The organism is Flavobacterium potami, from assembly GCF_020026915.1.
In the GTDB taxonomy this organism is placed as follows: Bacteria; Bacteroidota; Bacteroidia; order Flavobacteriales; family Flavobacteriaceae; genus Flavobacterium; species Flavobacterium potami.
Window position 1 is genome coordinate 196,357 of record NZ_JAINUY010000008.1, and the last position, 15,783, is coordinate 212,139.

The 15,783-nt window shown below is 32.6% G+C and carries 15 protein-coding genes; 5 read left to right on the forward strand and 10 right to left on the reverse strand.

Features of this window, described 5'->3' with window-relative positions; translation table 11 throughout:
- Nucleotides 1-190 precede the first annotated feature (190 nt).
- On the reverse strand, nt 191-1,330 hold the full coding sequence (locus tag K6T82_RS21480) for a FecR family protein (protein ID WP_223710500.1): 1,140 nt from the start codon (nt 1,328-1,330) through the stop codon (nt 191-193).
- A 166-nt stretch (nt 1,331-1,496) separates the two neighbouring features.
- On the opposite strand from K6T82_RS21480, the gene K6T82_RS21485 reads away from it, so the two are divergent.
- Both K6T82_RS21485 and K6T82_RS21490 read left to right on the forward strand, forming a co-directional pair.
- The gene (locus K6T82_RS21485; protein ID WP_223710502.1) at nt 1,497-2,039 is read left to right on the forward strand and encodes a sigma-70 family RNA polymerase sigma factor; all 543 of its coding nucleotides are present in this window, start codon (nt 1,497-1,499) and stop codon (nt 2,037-2,039) included.
- 27 nt (nt 2,040-2,066) lie between these two features.
- Nucleotides 2,067-2,843, forward strand: coding sequence for an alpha/beta fold hydrolase (locus K6T82_RS21490; protein WP_223710504.1), 777 nt, complete (start codon nt 2,067-2,069; stop codon nt 2,841-2,843).
- 84 nt (nt 2,844-2,927) lie between these two features.
- On the opposite strand, the gene K6T82_RS21495 is transcribed toward K6T82_RS21490, so the two are convergent.
- A complete protein-coding gene (locus K6T82_RS21495; protein ID WP_223710506.1) occupies nt 2,928-3,302 on the reverse strand; it encodes a hypothetical protein in 375 nt (124 codons plus the stop codon).
- 24 nt (nt 3,303-3,326) lie between these two features.
- Nucleotides 3,327-3,647 (reverse strand): roadblock/LC7 domain-containing protein, encoded by a 321-nt coding sequence (locus K6T82_RS21500; protein WP_223710508.1) that lies wholly within the window; start codon nt 3,645-3,647, stop codon nt 3,327-3,329.
- A 291-nt stretch (nt 3,648-3,938) separates the two neighbouring features.
- Between K6T82_RS21500 and K6T82_RS21505 the strand changes: the two genes are divergently transcribed.
- Nucleotides 3,939-4,082, forward strand: coding sequence for a hypothetical protein (locus K6T82_RS21505; RefSeq protein WP_223710511.1), 144 nt, complete (start codon nt 3,939-3,941; stop codon nt 4,080-4,082).
- A gap of 186 nt (nt 4,083-4,268) precedes the next feature.
- On the opposite strand, the gene K6T82_RS21510 is transcribed toward K6T82_RS21505, so the two are convergent.
- The 6 genes from K6T82_RS21510 to K6T82_RS21535 form a co-directional block, all read right to left on the reverse strand.
- The gene (locus K6T82_RS21510) at nt 4,269-7,031 is read right to left on the reverse strand and encodes a PD-(D/E)XK nuclease family protein (RefSeq protein WP_223710513.1); all 2,763 of its coding nucleotides are present in this window, start codon (nt 7,029-7,031) and stop codon (nt 4,269-4,271) included.
- A gap of 62 nt (nt 7,032-7,093) precedes the next feature.
- Entirely contained in the window at nt 7,094-8,557 is a 1,464-nt protein-coding gene (locus K6T82_RS21515; RefSeq protein ID WP_223710515.1) for an OmpA family protein, read from the reverse strand.
- A 113-nt stretch (nt 8,558-8,670) separates the two neighbouring features.
- Nucleotides 8,671-9,864 carry a glycine C-acetyltransferase gene (gene kbl / locus K6T82_RS21520; protein WP_223710517.1) on the reverse strand — a complete coding sequence of 398 codons (1,194 nt, stop codon included), beginning with the start codon at nt 9,862-9,864 and terminating at the stop codon, nt 8,671-8,673.
- An 82-nt stretch (nt 9,865-9,946) separates the two neighbouring features.
- The gene (locus K6T82_RS21525; RefSeq protein ID WP_223710519.1) at nt 9,947-13,105 is read right to left on the reverse strand and encodes a UvrD-helicase domain-containing protein; all 3,159 of its coding nucleotides are present in this window, start codon (nt 13,103-13,105) and stop codon (nt 9,947-9,949) included.
- A gap of 145 nt (nt 13,106-13,250) precedes the next feature.
- Nucleotides 13,251-13,853 (reverse strand): lipoprotein signal peptidase, encoded by a 603-nt coding sequence (locus K6T82_RS21530; RefSeq protein ID WP_223710521.1) that lies wholly within the window; start codon nt 13,851-13,853, stop codon nt 13,251-13,253.
- A gap of 120 nt (nt 13,854-13,973) precedes the next feature.
- Nucleotides 13,974-14,192, reverse strand: a complete 219-nt coding sequence (locus K6T82_RS21535) for a hypothetical protein (RefSeq protein ID WP_223710523.1) — start codon at nt 14,190-14,192, stop codon at nt 13,974-13,976.
- A 181-nt stretch (nt 14,193-14,373) separates the two neighbouring features.
- On the opposite strand from K6T82_RS21535, the gene K6T82_RS21540 reads away from it, so the two are divergent.
- On the forward strand, nt 14,374-14,730 hold the full coding sequence (locus tag K6T82_RS21540; RefSeq protein ID WP_223710525.1) for a roadblock/LC7 domain-containing protein: 357 nt from the start codon (nt 14,374-14,376) through the stop codon (nt 14,728-14,730).
- 37 nt (nt 14,731-14,767) lie between these two features.
- Nucleotides 14,768-15,148 (forward strand): hypothetical protein, encoded by a 381-nt coding sequence (locus K6T82_RS21545; RefSeq protein WP_223710527.1) that lies wholly within the window; start codon nt 14,768-14,770, stop codon nt 15,146-15,148.
- A 253-nt stretch (nt 15,149-15,401) separates the two neighbouring features.
- Here the strand turns inward: K6T82_RS21545 and K6T82_RS21550 are convergent, their stop codons facing one another.
- Nucleotides 15,402-15,782, reverse strand: a complete 381-nt coding sequence (locus K6T82_RS21550) for a TraR/DksA family transcriptional regulator (RefSeq protein ID WP_008465297.1) — start codon at nt 15,780-15,782, stop codon at nt 15,402-15,404.
- Nucleotide 15,783: the final 1 nt, after the last annotated feature.

The window sequence follows — 15,783 nt, forward strand, 5'->3', positions numbered from 1 at the left end:
ATTCCTCTTAATTATTTTTTTCATAATTTTGGATTGATTTTAAATGATTTAATTCGAAACGTCGTTTAAAAACACATTACTAAATCGGGAAATATTGGTAGTATTTTCCGATTTCTTTTTCCTGTATTTCTTTAAAAAATTATCCTCTCACTTCATAAATTGATTTTTAGTTGGTTAATAAATTAGATAGTTAGTTTATTTTTATAAGCTTTCCTTCTATTGTATAAGTGAAGCCTTGAATTTTACTCATTGTTTCTAATACCTTTTCAATACTTTCAATATTTTTATTAAAACTGGCATTGAATTTTTTGTCTAAAATGTCTGTTCTTTTGTTTTCAATCTTGACACCATAAGTGCGTTCCAGTTTGATGATAATATCTCTAAAAGGTGTTTTTCTGAAAACAATTTCTCCATTGATCCATTCGGTATAAAAACGGGTATCGACTTTGTTTATGGCTATCTGATTGCCTTCAGCATTCCAGGATCCTTTTTCACCAGGAACAAGCATGGCATTTTTATTCGCATTTTTAACATCAGACAAACTAACCGAGCCTTCAACTAGTACTGTATTAATATCTGTATCTTCACTGTACGAACTCACATTAAACTTGGTTCCTAAAACTTTTACAGCAACTCCTCTTGTTTTTACTATAAATGGATGTGTTTTATCTTTTGCAACATCAAAAAAAGCTTCTCCTTCTAAAACCACTTCCCTATTATGTCCTTTAATAAACTGAATCGGATATTTTAGAGAAGAACCTGCATTGATATTTACAGTTGTACCATCTGAAAGCGCTACTTTGAACGTTTTTCCATTTGGAATTTTAATCTCATTGTAGACCAATTTGTTCATCGAATTTGTGGCACTATAATTAATTTCATTATTTTTTTGAGAAGCGACCACTTCTCCATTTTTCTTGACAATTTGTTTTTCTCCATTTGGACTTAAAATCTGAATATCTCCATTTTCTAAAACCAACTGAATGGCATCGGGCGGAATTACAATCTTACTGTCCTTATCTGTTTTGTATTGAAAAAGATATACTAAACCTAATAAGCAAACTACTATCGCCGCATACCGGAAAATGTTTTTCCAATTAACAACAATCAGCTTTTGATCAACATTTAATTTTTCTTTCAAATCTTCCCAGTTTTCATCAACATTTATCGATTCAGCATACAACAATGCTTCTTCAAGCAAGCCATTACTTTGTAAATCTTTTATTAATTCTTGCTCTTCAGGAGGCAAGGATGCTATTTTAGAAGCATCAAAATTTCCTTTAGACGTTACTTTTCTAAGTACATCAATCAATTTTGAATTTGGAGTCATTGTTTTTTTATATAGTGGTTTTATTTACTGTTAGGAAAAAAGTTTTTTAGGGTGACAACTAATCAAAAAATTTTGATTTTTTTTACACAATATGAAAAAAAATTAAGTTTTTATTTTACATTTGGCACTATGTAATCCATTACAAATAAATTAATGTCATTTTTAAATGTCGAGTCAAAAAGATTTAAAAATATTTGAAGCTTTATACAAAGAACACTTTGTCTTTCTTTCTTTGGTGTCTTTCAACATCGTAAAGGATAAAGATGTAGCAAAAGACATTACACAAGATTTTTTTGTATACCTCTGGGAAAAAGAAGAAACTCCAGATTTTACTATTTCATTTAAGGCTTATGGCACAAAAGCAATAAAAAACTTGAGTCTTCAATATATTGAGAAGAAGAAAGCAATCAGTCTGAAAACAAAAAAAGTAATCGTTCAAAAATCTGAAGAACAAGTTTTGTTTGAAAACGCAGAAGAACAGAAAAAACCTAAAATTCAAACTTTAATTGAAAAAATCCCTCAGGCGAGAAGAGAAATTTTAATATCACATGTTGTTGAAGGATTGAGTTACGCAGAAATTGCAGAAGACCAAAACATTTCAATAAACACTGTAAAAACACAAATGAAAAGAGCTTACGCCTCTTTAAGAGAATCACAAAACACTTCCCGTTTAAATTTGATCTTATATTTTCTATGGCTAATAAAATAGCTTATTTTTGCTATTAAAATTTCCATTTTGAATCACATACTTTACAAAAACACCAAAATATCCTATTCTGACACCGGAAAAGGAAACGCAATAGTTCTACTTCATGGCTTTCTGGAAAACAAAAAAATGTGGACAGATTACGCCAATTTCTTCGCAGAAAAATATCGTGTAATCACAATCGATTTACTAGGTCACGGCGAATCGGACTGTTTGGGATATGTTCATGAAATGGAAGAAAACGCAAATGCAGTTAATGAAGTCTTAAAACATTTAGAAATCGAAAAAGCCATAATTCTCGGACATTCAATGGGCGGTTATGTTGGTTTGGCTTTCGCCGAATTATACCCTCAGAAAATCCAGAAATTAGTTTTACAAAATTCGACTTCCAAGGAAGACAGTCCAGAGAAAAAGCTGAACAGAACACGCGCAATCAAAGCTGTAAAACAAAATTACATCACTTTTATCACTTTGGCTATCTCCAATTTATTTAGCGAAAACAACAGAGAAAGATTAGCTGAAGAAATTGAAAAAGCAAGAATTGAAGCCTTAAAAACACCTTTACAAGGAATTGTTGCCTCTTTGGAAGGAATGAAAATCAGAAAAGACAGAGAGTGGCTTTTGCAAGAAAACCGCTTTCCTGTATTATTGGTTTTAGGAAAAAAAGATCCCGTTTTAAACTACGAAGAAAGTCTTGCTCAAATTGAAGACACAACAGCAGAATTGGTTTCTTTTGAAGACGGGCACATGAGTCATATCGAAAACAAAGAAGCCCTGAAAGCTATTTTATCCAATTTCTTCCAATAACAACAAAAAGTATTAAAATCGAAAAAGGCCATTTCAAACCGTAGTTGAAATAGCCTTTTTCTCATTTGTGGGGGCAAAATATCGTTATAACTTTGAAGTAATATCTTTTTTATATTTAGACAAAGTAGCTCTTGTTAAACCAAGATTTGCTTTTGTAGAATCTACAGCTAGATAGATAAAATATCTTCCATCTTCTGAAAGGTCAATAATATGAATTTGATCTGTCAATGTAATTAAAATATCATTAATTTTTTGATCTAACCCTAAAGCTTTAAGCGCATTCAATTTCGCTTTTACTACTTCTAAATTATATGCCGAAGCCAATTCTGGATCAAAATCAGATTTAACAGTTAATGAACAATAAGACATTCCTGTCTCAACTTCAGTAACAGAAACAGCGATAAATCCGTTAATATTTTCTCTTAGATCGTTTTGGAAATTTTGTAAAAAATCTGACATGTTTTATTAGATGTTTGGTTAAAATTAGTTGTTAAAAACAGAGTCCATTTTTCGAAGTAACAGCCCCATTTTGCTTAAATCTTTAGAAAGTAAGGCGACACAATTATCGTCTTCGTTTTTGGTTGCAACAACAATTCCATCATTGTTTTTAATCATAACTTGTTTAAGATCACCATTATTAACGTCTTCAGACATTTCTAGGCACATCTTTAAGATCATTCCGATCATTGCTGCTACATTTCCGTCATATTCTAAATTAACAGACTCGTTTAAGATTCCATCAATATTAAAACTCAAGCCAGACTCTGCGCCAGTCTCATCTACTAGTGTTTGTAAATCAATCATATTCTATTATTTTGTCATGTTTTTGGAAGCGCCAAAGATATTTTTAATATTAACATTTATTGCCTAAACACTTGTTAAAAAAACATTCCACAAAGCCTATTGACTCACTTTTATTTATCACACACCTAATCTTATTTTTTTACGAAAAATCTGCAACAAAAATTAACAGAAAAAACATATTTTCTTAAAATCACAACATTTCACTTCATATAGTATATTTCTAAAATTAAGATTTACAGATTGTTGCATTTGATAAAAGTTTTTATTTAGCTTTGCAAAAAAATTGTACCTATGAAAACTGTTGACGAATTACGCTTTGACTTAAATGTAAAACTTATGAAGTTTAGAAGATTTCGTATTGAGAACGGAACAATCAACACTACGAACTCTGAAGCAACAACCAAAAAAGGTTTCTTCAAAAAAATATTTAGCTAAAAGCACTTTAAAAAAAAATAGCCGGACTTATCAATTTTCTTGAAAAGTCCGGCTTTTTTGTTTTTACTATTTTAAGAAATAAGAATCTCAGAAAGCTACTTTTGTTTATCTGCTTATAAATCAAAATATCCTTAAAAAGGAAAAACTCTTATAATAAATTGATTTTAAAAAGAATAGCTTTTTCCCTTAAATGTTTTCTTCGAAAGGAATACTTATATCAAATATCTCACTTAACAAATTAGCAATTTCTTCTAAATACAAATTCAGGATTTCAGCTGTAACAACCGAATTCAACTCTTTCTCTTCTTTAAAACCAAAAGGCAAAAATCCCGATTTTAGATTTTTAAACGAAATAATACCCACTTCTATCGGAAGATTTCCCGCTTCTTTTTCAAACATAAAAGCATAAGCCAACACCTGAATAATTTTGTCATTTTTAATCTCCTGCGTTAATCCATTCCAGGACTTTAGCACAACATTAGCTTTTTCTACTTTTCCGGTCTTATAATCGATAATTCTGATTTTCCCGTCACGCTGTTCAATACGATCGACATTCCCTTTAATTAAAACAGGAAAAGGCAACTTCGGATGAACAAATTCTCTCTCAAACGTCTGTTCCAAAGCAATAATCTTTATTGCCTCATCATTTTTTATCGACTCCAATTCCATCCTTAAAAAATTTGAAACATTTCGTTTTGCAACCTCAAAAGCCAAAAGATTTCTTCCTTTCTTAATCTCCCCTTCTTTATAAACCAACTTAAACTGCTTCAGAACTTCATCATCCAACAATTTAAAACAATTTAAAATATTATTTTCTGAAATGAATTTTCCAATAAAAGGATCATACAAGGCTTTTAAAGTTTCATGAATAATAGTCCCTAAAGTATTCAAGGCAATATTCTCTTCCACTTCTTCCACTTCACGAATCCTCAATATTTTTTGAAAATAAAAATCAATCGGATTTCGAATATAAGAAGTTAATGCCGAAGGAGAAAAACCGGCTACAGCAATTTCTCTCAAACGTTCCATAATCGCTTCAGACTTAGGAATAGAAATTGGCTCGTAAGCCATACTTGGTAAAACTGGATTATAAATATCAAACGTAATATTATGCCTCCATTTTTTCTCTACTTCTAATTGTGTAATAAAACGACTTCTTTCGCCTGCATCCAAGCCATCATTTTCTGTATTATAAATCAAATAAATATTTTTAGCCCTTTGCAGCAAATGATAAAAGTGGTATGTATAGATCGCATCTTTTTCCTTAAATGTCGGAAGCCCCAATTCTTTCTTTACATCATACGGAATAAAAGAATTCTGCGACTTTCCAGCAGGGAATTTACCTTCATTCATCGAGGTAATAATAACCGTTTCAAAATCTAAAACACGGCTTTCCAGGACACCCATTATCTGTAATCCTCGTAGCGGCTCACCTTCAAAAGATACTTCCGCCAAATCGATAATTTGCTTGTAAATAGCATGAAGCGTATCTATATTATCAATATGATTATGCTTGGAGTAATAATTTATTAGTTTATTAATTACTTTAAAAACACCATAAACAAATGCTTTCGCAATTTTTTCTTCCTCATTATCATTGCTAAAATGCTGTTTAATCAAAATTAGTAATGCAGAAATATTTTTCAGAACGGCTATCGATCCATTTTCCCATCTTTCAAACAATAAATTAAAAAAAACAGAAGAATCTGGATGAAGTTCCAGAATTTTATGATGCGTAATAAAAGTATAATTATTCTCTTTTATAATTTTTACCAATTTTTCTGCATGCGCATATGGTTCTACCAACGGATGAGTTAAAACATCAAGCACATCTTTATAATAAAAAACATAACTTCCTCCTTTTCTAGAGAGCGCATTAGTGTGCATTTTAAACAATTTGGCAACAAAAATCTGCGACGGATTATTCTTTCCTGAATACCCCATTGTAATATTCAAAGCTCCAACAGAAGAAGGTAAAGCATATAAAACCGGAACAAGTAAATTTTCTTCACTAAGCACAACCGCAACTTTATCCAAAGATGCAGCAGGATTCTCATTGATTAAATTCTCAAGAATACTACCCGTGAGTTTTGCTTGTCCGATTGTCTTCGGAGTTCCAATAATCTGAATGTTTTTCGACTGCGAAAAATCATCCACAATCCACTCAAAAACATTTGACTTATAATGTTTCCAATTTTCTTTAAATCGCCTTAAAAAAAGCCCAGCATCATGATATGGATCATTTAGAAATGTTTGATCAGCATCCCAGTAAATTCTTGCCTGCTCCAACGCAAGCAAATGCTGCACTATCTTTTCTTCGGCAGCATTCAAAGCATTAAATCCTGCAAAAACAAATGTGCGGTTACCGATGGTGTTCGAAAAATGATTTAAATTATTAACTGCTTCCCTATAAATCAAACCCTGATAACCAATAGATTTAAACAATAAATGATTATAAAGCGACTCGTAGTAAAGAGGCAATAATTTCCAAAAATCAATATAATTTTCAAGGAGTTTTGTTTTTTGATCAACTTCCAATCCCCATCTTTTAATATCCTCAATATCCTTCAAGTAAGACAAAACATGAGTCGGATCCAAAAGATAACGATCAATTTCATTAAAGTCCTGCAAAAGTGTTTTTGCCCAATTTGCAAACAACTCAAAAGACTGCTGATTCTTTTTTTCTGTAACAGACAAATAAACCTCGTAAAACTCAAACAACAACTCAATAGAATCTATCGAACGGATTGACGCAACATCCTGCACAAAATCTTCAATACTTGTAATCTCAGGAGCGATAATAGTTTTATTAGTCTCTTTTTTAAGAGCTTCAATCAAAAAAACCTTTGCTCTTTTATTCGGAAGAATTATCGTGATTTCAGAAAGTTTATCTGCATAATCCTGAATTACAACTGAAGCAATTTTTTGAAGAAAAGAAATATTTACCATAGGATAAAAATAAAAAAAGCCATTCAATTAAGAATGGCTTTTAGTATTTATTTAGAAACTAATTATAGTTTACCTTGGTATTTAGAACCAATGTGTCTAATTTCAGTTCTTCTGTTTTGAGCTTTACCTGCAGCAGTTTTATTACTTGCAACTGGTTGGCTAGCACCAAACCCTTTAGACTCTAAGTTCTCTGGGTTAACACCTCTTTGAACTAATGCATCTAACACAGCTTTAGCTCTGTCTTCAGAAAGTTTTTGGTTGATTTTAGCAGAACCTGTACTATCTGTGTGTCCTTCGATAGAGAATTTCGCGTTTGGATAGTTTTTAAGGATTTCCTTAATAGCATCTAATCTAGCTTGAGTTTCTTTGTCTCCAGTTTTGAAAGTAGCTTTTCCTGAGTTGAAGTATACCGCTCTAGCTTGAACTTTAAGATCTTCTAATGCCTCAGAAGTAACTTCTGGACATCCTCTGTTACTAGCAGGACCTGCAACTGTAGGACAGTCGTCATCTTTGTCAGCAACACCATCTTTGTCAGCGTCTAAGAATGGACATCCACCATTTTCTTTAGGACCAGCAACTGTAGGACATTTGTCATCTTTATCAGCGATTCCATCACCGTCTGTATCAGGACAACCTTTTAAAGCAGCTAAACCAGCAACATCTGGACAAGCGTCATCTTTATCAGCAATTCCGTCTCCATCAGTATCAGGACATCCGTTTAATGCAGCTAAACCAAATACATCTGGACAAGCGTCAGAAGCATCAACGATTCCGTCTCCGTCTGTATCAGGACATCCGTTGAATTGTTTTAAACCAGCAACATCTGGACAAGCATCATCTTTGTCATAGATTCCGTCTCCGTCAGTATCTTTACCTCCGAATTTGAAAACTAAACCAGCAGTGTGTTGAAAGTGAGAAACTGCATCTGGAGTACCATTAGCATCTACTCTATCACCACTTACAGCCCATTTATATCTTGTAGCAAGCTCAAGACCAATTGCATCTGTAAACCAGAAAGTAACACCAGCACCTGGGTTAACAGTTCCGTAGCTGCTATCTCCAAAGAAAGTATAACCTCCACCAACAGATAACGAAGGATCAACCACTTTAGATTTGATTAATTCTTGGAAGCTATATTTGATAGTAGCATCAATTCCGTAGTACATTAAATCTCCAGGATTTGTTACAACGTTACCTCTTCCATCGTGAGCTGGATTGCTTGGATCGAAAGTAACAAATTTATCAATTTTGTTTACAGATCCTTGTAAACCAACAGAGAAACCGCTACCAACATATCTATTTACTCCAATGTAAGATAGAGAAGGAAGAATATTCCAATTGTCTTTTACTGCGAATGGCTGAGAGAAGTGCTGATCAAAAAATCCACTTCCTGAACCCGAACTTGTTCTAGTATCCACAGCATTAACCCCAAAAGAGATCGCCCATGGATTGTTACTATCTTGCGCGTGAGCATTTAAACCCATCGCCATCAATACAGCAACTAAAAGTTTGTTAAGATGTTTCATACTTAATTTTTTTAATTACAATTTAGTTAATTACAAGCAAAAGTAACACCAAATTTTTTAAATACAAAATGAAATGTTAAAAAAAACCTACAAAAATTTGACCAAAGTGGTAATTATATAACTTTTAACATTTTACCGACAACTGTAAAGGCATTTATAGCTTTATCCAAGTGCTCTTTTTCATGTGCTGCAGACAGCTGAACACGTATTCTGGCCTTGTCTTTTGGAACTACCGGAAAGAAGAATCCGATAACATAAATCCCTTCTTTTAAAAGCTCATTCGCCATAGTCTGCGACAGTTTTGCATCGTATAACATGACCGGTACAATTGCAGAATCTCCATCTATAATATCAAAACCTGCTTTTTTCATACCATCCTTAAAATAATTGGTATTCCATTCCAGTTTATCACGTAATGTTGTATCTTTTTCAAGTAATTCAAATACTTTGATTGAAGCACCAACAATTGAAGGAGCTAAAGAATTTGAAAACAAATATGGTCTCGATCTTTGACGCAATAATTCGATTATTTCTTTTTTTGCAGTAGTATATCCTCCCATTGCTCCACCTAAAGCTTTACCAAGAGTACCAGTAATAATATCAACTCTTCCCATTACTCCTTTTGCCTCAAGAGTTCCTTTTCCGGTTGCTCCGATAAAACCAGCTGCATGACATTCGTCTACCATAACCATTGCATCATATTTATCTGCAAGATCACAAATTTTATCTAATGGCGCTACTAAACCGTCCATCGAGAAAACTCCATCAGTAACAATTAATTTGAAACGAGCTCCAGCTTCATTTGCTTTAATTAATTGCTGCTCTAGATCATCCATATTATTATTTTCGTAACGGTATCTTGCAGCTTTGCAAAGACGAACACCATCAATAATAGAGGCATGATTTAAACTGTCAGAAATAATAGCGTCATTCTCACCCAACAAAGGCTCAAATACCCCTCCATTTGCATCAAATGCTGCTGCATATAAAATCGTGTCTTCTGTACCATAAAAATCGGCAATTTTTTGCTCGAGAGTTTTATGAATATCCTGTGTTCCACAAATAAAACGAACCGAGGACATACCAAAACCATGTGTATCCAAAGCATCTTTAGCCGCTTGAACTACTTCCGGATGAGATGAAAGCCCCAAATAGTTATTAGCACAAAAATTCAATACTGTTTCTCCTGTCGAAATTTTTATTTCTGCACCTTGCGGAGAAGTAATGATTCTCTCCTTTTTAAAAATTCCATTTTCTTCGATTGTCTGCAGCTCACTTTGCAGATGTTCTTTTATTTTACCGTACATTTTTATTTCATTTAAAACGTTAAAAATTAACAAGTTAACAATAATTAAGCTTCGTTATTTCTTTAACATCTGATTAATTTTTTCACAAATTTACCACTTCAATGTCTGCTCCTATATACACCAAAGCCTTTTTTAACACTTTGTATCCTAAATCTTCAATTGCATCTTGATATTCCTGAATTTGCTGTTGATATTTTGCATTTACAGCTCCAGTTTTATAATCCAGTAAAAAGGCTTGTTTATTTTCTAAAAAAACAACCCTGTCTGGCTTTAAAATCCTTCCTTCTTTCTGAACAATGGTCTGCTCATTCAAAACCATATCACTTCCATTAAAACAAACTGTGAGTTCAGGATGATTTACAATCTCTCTTAAAGTTTGCAATACTTGATCAACTTGATCATAATTTATCAAACCATTTTCAAGGGATTTCGCAACTGCAAGATCTATATCCGACTTATCTTTAACAAAAGCCAGAATCTCATGTATAATATTCCCATAAGAAATAGCCTCCTGTTGGTGCGTTCCCCACATCAAAGCTTCTCTTTGGGCAATCTTTATATTTTTTGGATTCAAAACTTCCTTAACAATCGGAATTGTTTTTACCAAATCAACCGATTTTGAAACTTTCGAAAGTCTGGTCTTGTCTCCAAATTCATAATTCAGCTTTTCTTCCTCATAAACTCCTTCGTTAATTAAAAACTTGATGAAAAAGGAAGCCATGTTGTTTGGATATTCTCCATCATTTTTCGCTTTCAATGATTGAGAGATAACATATAATTGTTCTTCCGCACGCGTCAACGCCACATACAGAACATTGATATTATCTAAAAGCTCTTCTTGTTTTTTCAAATTGAAAACCGCCGAAGCATTTTCACCAAAACCTTCAACAGCACTACTATTATCTACAAGTGCTTTTGGAACACCTAAATCAATTTCTTCCGTATCAAGCCATAATTTATCTTTTGGTTTCCTATTGTAATCTTCATCTGCAAAAGGCATAATTACGACTGGAAATTCCAATCCTTTTGATTTATGAATGGTCATAATTCGGACAGCATTATTTCCTTCTGGTGATGGTATGCTGAATTTCTCGGCATTCTTATCCCAAAAAACCAAGAAATCTGCAACTCCAGCTTGATTTCGAATATCTCTTTCTAATACGATATCTAAAAAAAATTGTACGTAAGCATTTCCTTCAGACGGGAGAATAAATTTAGAAATAATGATTTCAACCGCTTCATAAAGTGATTTTTTACGCACATCTTCGAACGAAAAAGAAACATCAAAAGTTAAAAGCCATTTTTCGAATTCTTTTTCCGATTTATAACTCATTCCCAAAGCTATAAAATCGTGAATCGGCATTGATAATTCTTTAGTCGAAGCCAAATAATGCAAAAAGTTGGCTTTTGATTCCAAATTTGCACTATTATTCAAATAACGAAGCAAATGAACAATGAGACGAACTTCTGCCGCATTTTGAATCATTAAAGTTTCTGAAGACAGAAGCGGAATTCCCTGCTCTGTCAAATAATTTGCAATTGCAATTCCCTGATCTCTTTTTCGGGTCAGAATCACAATATCTTTAAATTCGAATCCTTGCTTTACAACTTCCTGAATAGTATTTAAAGTCGCCAAAACATACAAATCAGACTTCTCTACAACTTCTTCATCATCAACAGATTCATTTTTTTCCATTATAGGAAGAAAAGAAATATTGACATAACCACCTTTCTTTGAATTAGTATTTTGAAAACTATGATTCTCATACAAATCTTTATAATCTGTATTCGAAAATTCAGCAGCAATCAGCTTAAAAAAGGCATTATTAAATTCAATTACTTCACTATAACTTCGATAATTGGTATTTAAATGCTTCAGTTGTTTATCCGGATTATTGAACGGATTCACATCTTTACTCAATTCAATAAATTGTTCTGCTTTTCCTCCGCGCCAGCGATAAATGGATTGTTTTGGATCACCCACAATCATCAACGTTCCTTTATTTCCTAAATCGTCTAAACCGGAAAGCGAATTATCAATAAGCGGAATTAAATTCTGCCATTGCATTTCTGATGTATCTTGAAATTCGTCGATAAAAAAGTTTCGATAACGCTCGCCCAAACGCTCATAAATAAAAGGAGCAGGCTGATTCTGGATTTCCCTATGAATAATTGCATTGAATTCAGAAATCGACAAAATATTCTGTTCAGACTGAATTTTAGCCAATTCATTACTGACCGTATTCAACAAAGAAAGCGGTGTAATATTTTTTAAAAAAGCTTTATAAAAATCTCTCTTCTCAAAATTTTGATAAACCTCTTTCAATATTTGAAGTAATTCTGGAATAATATTTTCAATCAACGCTCGGTCTTTTGCCGTTTTGTTGATTGCAATATCATCGAACTCATGGAAAGTTTTATTTTTCGGATTAAACTTTCCCGCACGAATACTTTCCAAATGATTCGGAAAAGTTCCTCTCGAAAATGATTTGGGATCAATCCCATTTTTATCAATCAAGTCAATTGCCTTAATTGCCAACTCTTCATTTGTCTTTTCCAATTCTTTACAAAGAGCCTGCATTTTAGCTTTTATTTCTACAAATTCTCCGATTGTTTTATCTTGAAAATGCAGAATTTCATTCCGATTGTTTTCATTCAAAACCAACCTTCCTGTATCTAGAATTTCGCGCGAAACATCCCAACTTTTATCGTCATCGGTTTTTTCCATTGTAAAATCAATGAGCAATTTGGTCAGAGTTTCATCTTCACCGGCCTGCGCAATAATAGCATCAACAGCTTCAACCAATAAATTTTCGGTATCCAAGGTAACCTCAAAAGTCATTGGAAGATTTAAGTCATGTGCAAAAGCACGAATCACTTTGTGCGTGAATTTATCAATCGTAGAAATATCAAAAGCAGCATAATTGTGTATTAAATGCTTTATAATCTGCTGTGATTTTGTTTTGATTTTAATTATCGAAAGCCCTGTATCACGCGCAAGATCTTCCATCAGATCTACCGCTTTTGGAGAGGGTTCATCTTTTGCAAATTCAGACAAGTTTCCAACAATACGACTTTTCATTTCATGAACTGCCTTATTGGTAAAAGTGATGGCTAAAATATTTCGATAAGCATCGTTTTTTGGAGAAGAAAGAATAATTTTAAGATATTCCTTGACCAAAGTATATGTCTTTCCGGAGCCTGCAGAAGCATCATAAATAGAGAAAGACGGACTTTGCATAGTTTGATTTTTTTGTAACGTAAAAATAACACAATAAATATTAAAACCCAATAATGTGAAATTTTCAAATTCCAAAAATAAAAATTCCAAATCCCAACATCATTAAATATTGGAATTTGGAATTTTATTATTTTAAATTAATTTACTAGTGTTTTGGGAAAGCTCTTTTATTGAAGACTAAAAGTATACCTACACCTGTAGAAATTGCAACATCGGCAACATTGAAGATCGCATTGAAAAAAGCAAAATGTTTTCCTCCAAAAATCGGAAGCCACTCTGGAAGATTTCCTTCCCAAATAGGAAAATAAAACATATCCACCACTAATCCGTGAAACCATGTTCCGTAGGGAACTGGAGAAAAGAGAGTTGCTAAATTATGCGTGCTGTCATCGAAAATAACTCCGTAAAAAACAGAATCGATAATATTGCCAGCTGCACCTGCAAAAATTAAAGCAATTGCCACTATTAGATAATTAGAATAGCGTTTTTTAACACTGTCTGCCAGCCACCATCCGATTCCGAATACGGCAAAAATCCTAAAAACAGTCAAAATTAATTTTCCATATTCTCCAGGAATTTTTGTTCCCCACGCCATTCCTTCATTTTCGATAAAATGAATTTTGAACCACTCAGCACCCATCACTTTTACTTCGTCTCCAAGAATGAAGTTTGTTTTGACATAAATTTTAGAAAGCTGATCAACAATTAAAACTAAGAATATAAGGAAATACGCTTTTCGTAATGACATTTTATAGATTTTTGATGAGCAAAAATAACAATTTAAACAAAAAAAACGCTCCCAAAGGAGCGTTAATTGTTTTCTAACAAACTAAACTAAGTTTAAGCGCTAATCTAAACCTGATAAAGTTTATTTTTTTACAGGAGCTTTTGCAGCAGTTTTGGCTGGACTGTCGGAGAAAAAATCTGAAATAGATTTAAATATACCCTTGCTCTCTTTTCCGGCAGCCAATTTTTTCGCTTCGCCCTTTTTAACGTCGGCTTTAAACTTAACGCGTAGTTTTTCAAAATCTTTCATTCTACGCTCTACGTCAGAGTTTACTTCTTTGAATTTCAATACTTTAGCCATAATGTAAGTTTTTTACAGTAAATAATTTAAATTATTAATGATTTGGTATTACAATGATACATAATTTAATTTATATTTGTTAACGAAAATTAACACTTGTTTAGGTTGATTCAAAATTAATTTTCAAAAACAAATCCAAAACAAACTGAATTTAACAATTCTCCCAAAATCCTACAAAATCATGAATGAAATTACTACTACACTAAATGACTTTCTAGTCAGCACAAAATCAACTGCTGCTTTAATTTTAAATGGTAAAGGAAAGCTAATCACTTCCTTAAACTTAGACTACGGAGACAGCATCGCTGCTATGAGTGCAGCAATTTTATCAATGAGCGAAAAATTTTTAATTGATTTAGAAAAAGGCTCTTTAAAACAACTATACCTTAAAAGTGCAGAAGGCGTTATTGTTGGAAACAAAATTAGCGGATCCAATTTTATTGTTGCTTTTTCTCGTGAAGGAAGCAATCTAGCCTTATTAATGCGTTCTACAGAAGAAGTATCTGCTGAGTTGAGCAAAAATTCCCTACTGAAATAAAAAATAAATTCTATTAACAAACAAACCCAAATGAACTATGAGCAATGACTTTTTAAACGTGTTTTTAAATGAAATGAAAACGAACGTAAACGGCTTTATCGCTGTCGCTGTAACAGAAATTGAATCTGGATTAAGCTTTGGAAACTTAACAATTGACCCTGCATTTGACCCGGAATTAGCCGCTGCTTACAACTTAGAAGTTGTAAAAGCAAAACTGAACGCCGTGAAAGCTTTGAATTTAAACCAAGATATTGAAGACATTTTGATTACACTTTCTAATCAAATTCATATTATCGACATTTCTCCAAACAAAAAATTCATGATCTACCTTGCTGCTGATGCTTCAAAAGCTAATCTAGGTATGACAAGAGCAATTTTGAGAAAGCACAAAGCTGATGTTGAAAAAAATCTAGCATAGTCATCTTCAATCTTTTAAATTAAAACCGCTTTTACAAAGCGGTTTTTTTATTGGGTATTATCAAAAACAACTTGATTGCGTCAAATAAAACTTCCTACAAAAAAGGGCTTCTAATCTCCTTTTATTTTTAATTATTATAAATAATTTCTCTCAAAGTAAAAATGCAACAATAACTACAGATATCGTTAAACATTAAACAAAAAAAAGTGCTCTAATAAAAGAGCACTTTTCATATTTTAGACTTTTTGTGAATTTATCTTTGCAAGTTTTTAGCTTCGATACTCATTGTAGCATGAGGAACGATTTTAAGCCTTTCTTTGCTAATTAATTTACCTGTTACTTTACAGATACCGTATGTTTTGTTTTCTACACGGAATAAAGCATTCTTTAAATCACGAATGAATTTCTCTTGTCTGATAGCCAACTGAGAGTTTGCTTCTTTTGACATGGTCTCACTTCCTTCTTCAAAAGCTTTAAAAGTTGGAGAAGTATCGTCAGTTCCGTTATTCAAATCGTTCATATAGGCACTTTTGATCAAGTCAAGATCTTCTTGTGCTTTTTTAATTTTTGCTTGGATTATTTCTTTGAACTCTGCTAAATCTGCATCTGAGTATCTAATAATTTCATCTATCATT

Coding starts and splice junctions, on each gene's coding strand:
- K6T82_RS21480 (WP_223710500.1), bottom strand. CDS start 1,330: ATGACTCCAAATTCAAAATTGATTGATGTACTTAGAAAAGTAACGTCT.
- K6T82_RS21485 (WP_223710502.1), top strand. CDS start 1,497: ATGTCGAGTCAAAAAGATTTAAAAATATTTGAAGCTTTATACAAAGAA.
- K6T82_RS21495 (WP_223710506.1), bottom strand. CDS start 3,302: ATGTCAGATTTTTTACAAAATTTCCAAAACGATCTAAGAGAAAATATT.
- K6T82_RS21500 (WP_223710508.1), bottom strand. CDS start 3,647: ATGATTGATTTACAAACACTAGTAGATGAGACTGGCGCAGAGTCTGGC.
- K6T82_RS21505 (WP_223710511.1), top strand. CDS start 3,939: ATGAAAACTGTTGACGAATTACGCTTTGACTTAAATGTAAAACTTATG.
- K6T82_RS21510 (WP_223710513.1), bottom strand. CDS start 7,031: ATGGTAAATATTTCTTTTCTTCAAAAAATTGCTTCAGTTGTAATTCAG.
- K6T82_RS21515 (WP_223710515.1), bottom strand. CDS start 8,557: ATGAAACATCTTAACAAACTTTTAGTTGCTGTATTGATGGCGATGGGT.
- kbl (WP_223710517.1), bottom strand. CDS start 9,864: ATGTACGGTAAAATAAAAGAACATCTGCAAAGTGAGCTGCAGACAATC.
- K6T82_RS21525 (WP_223710519.1), bottom strand. CDS start 13,105: ATGCAAAGTCCGTCTTTCTCTATTTATGATGCTTCTGCAGGCTCCGGA.
- K6T82_RS21530 (WP_223710521.1), bottom strand. CDS start 13,853: ATGTCATTACGAAAAGCGTATTTCCTTATATTCTTAGTTTTAATTGTT.
- K6T82_RS21535 (WP_223710523.1), bottom strand. CDS start 14,192: ATGGCTAAAGTATTGAAATTCAAAGAAGTAAACTCTGACGTAGAGCGT.
- K6T82_RS21540 (WP_223710525.1), top strand. CDS start 14,374: ATGAATGAAATTACTACTACACTAAATGACTTTCTAGTCAGCACAAAA.
- K6T82_RS21545 (WP_223710527.1), top strand. CDS start 14,768: ATGAGCAATGACTTTTTAAACGTGTTTTTAAATGAAATGAAAACGAAC.
- K6T82_RS21550 (WP_008465297.1), bottom strand. CDS start 15,782: ATGATAGATGAAATTATTAGATACTCAGATGCAGATTTAGCAGAGTTC.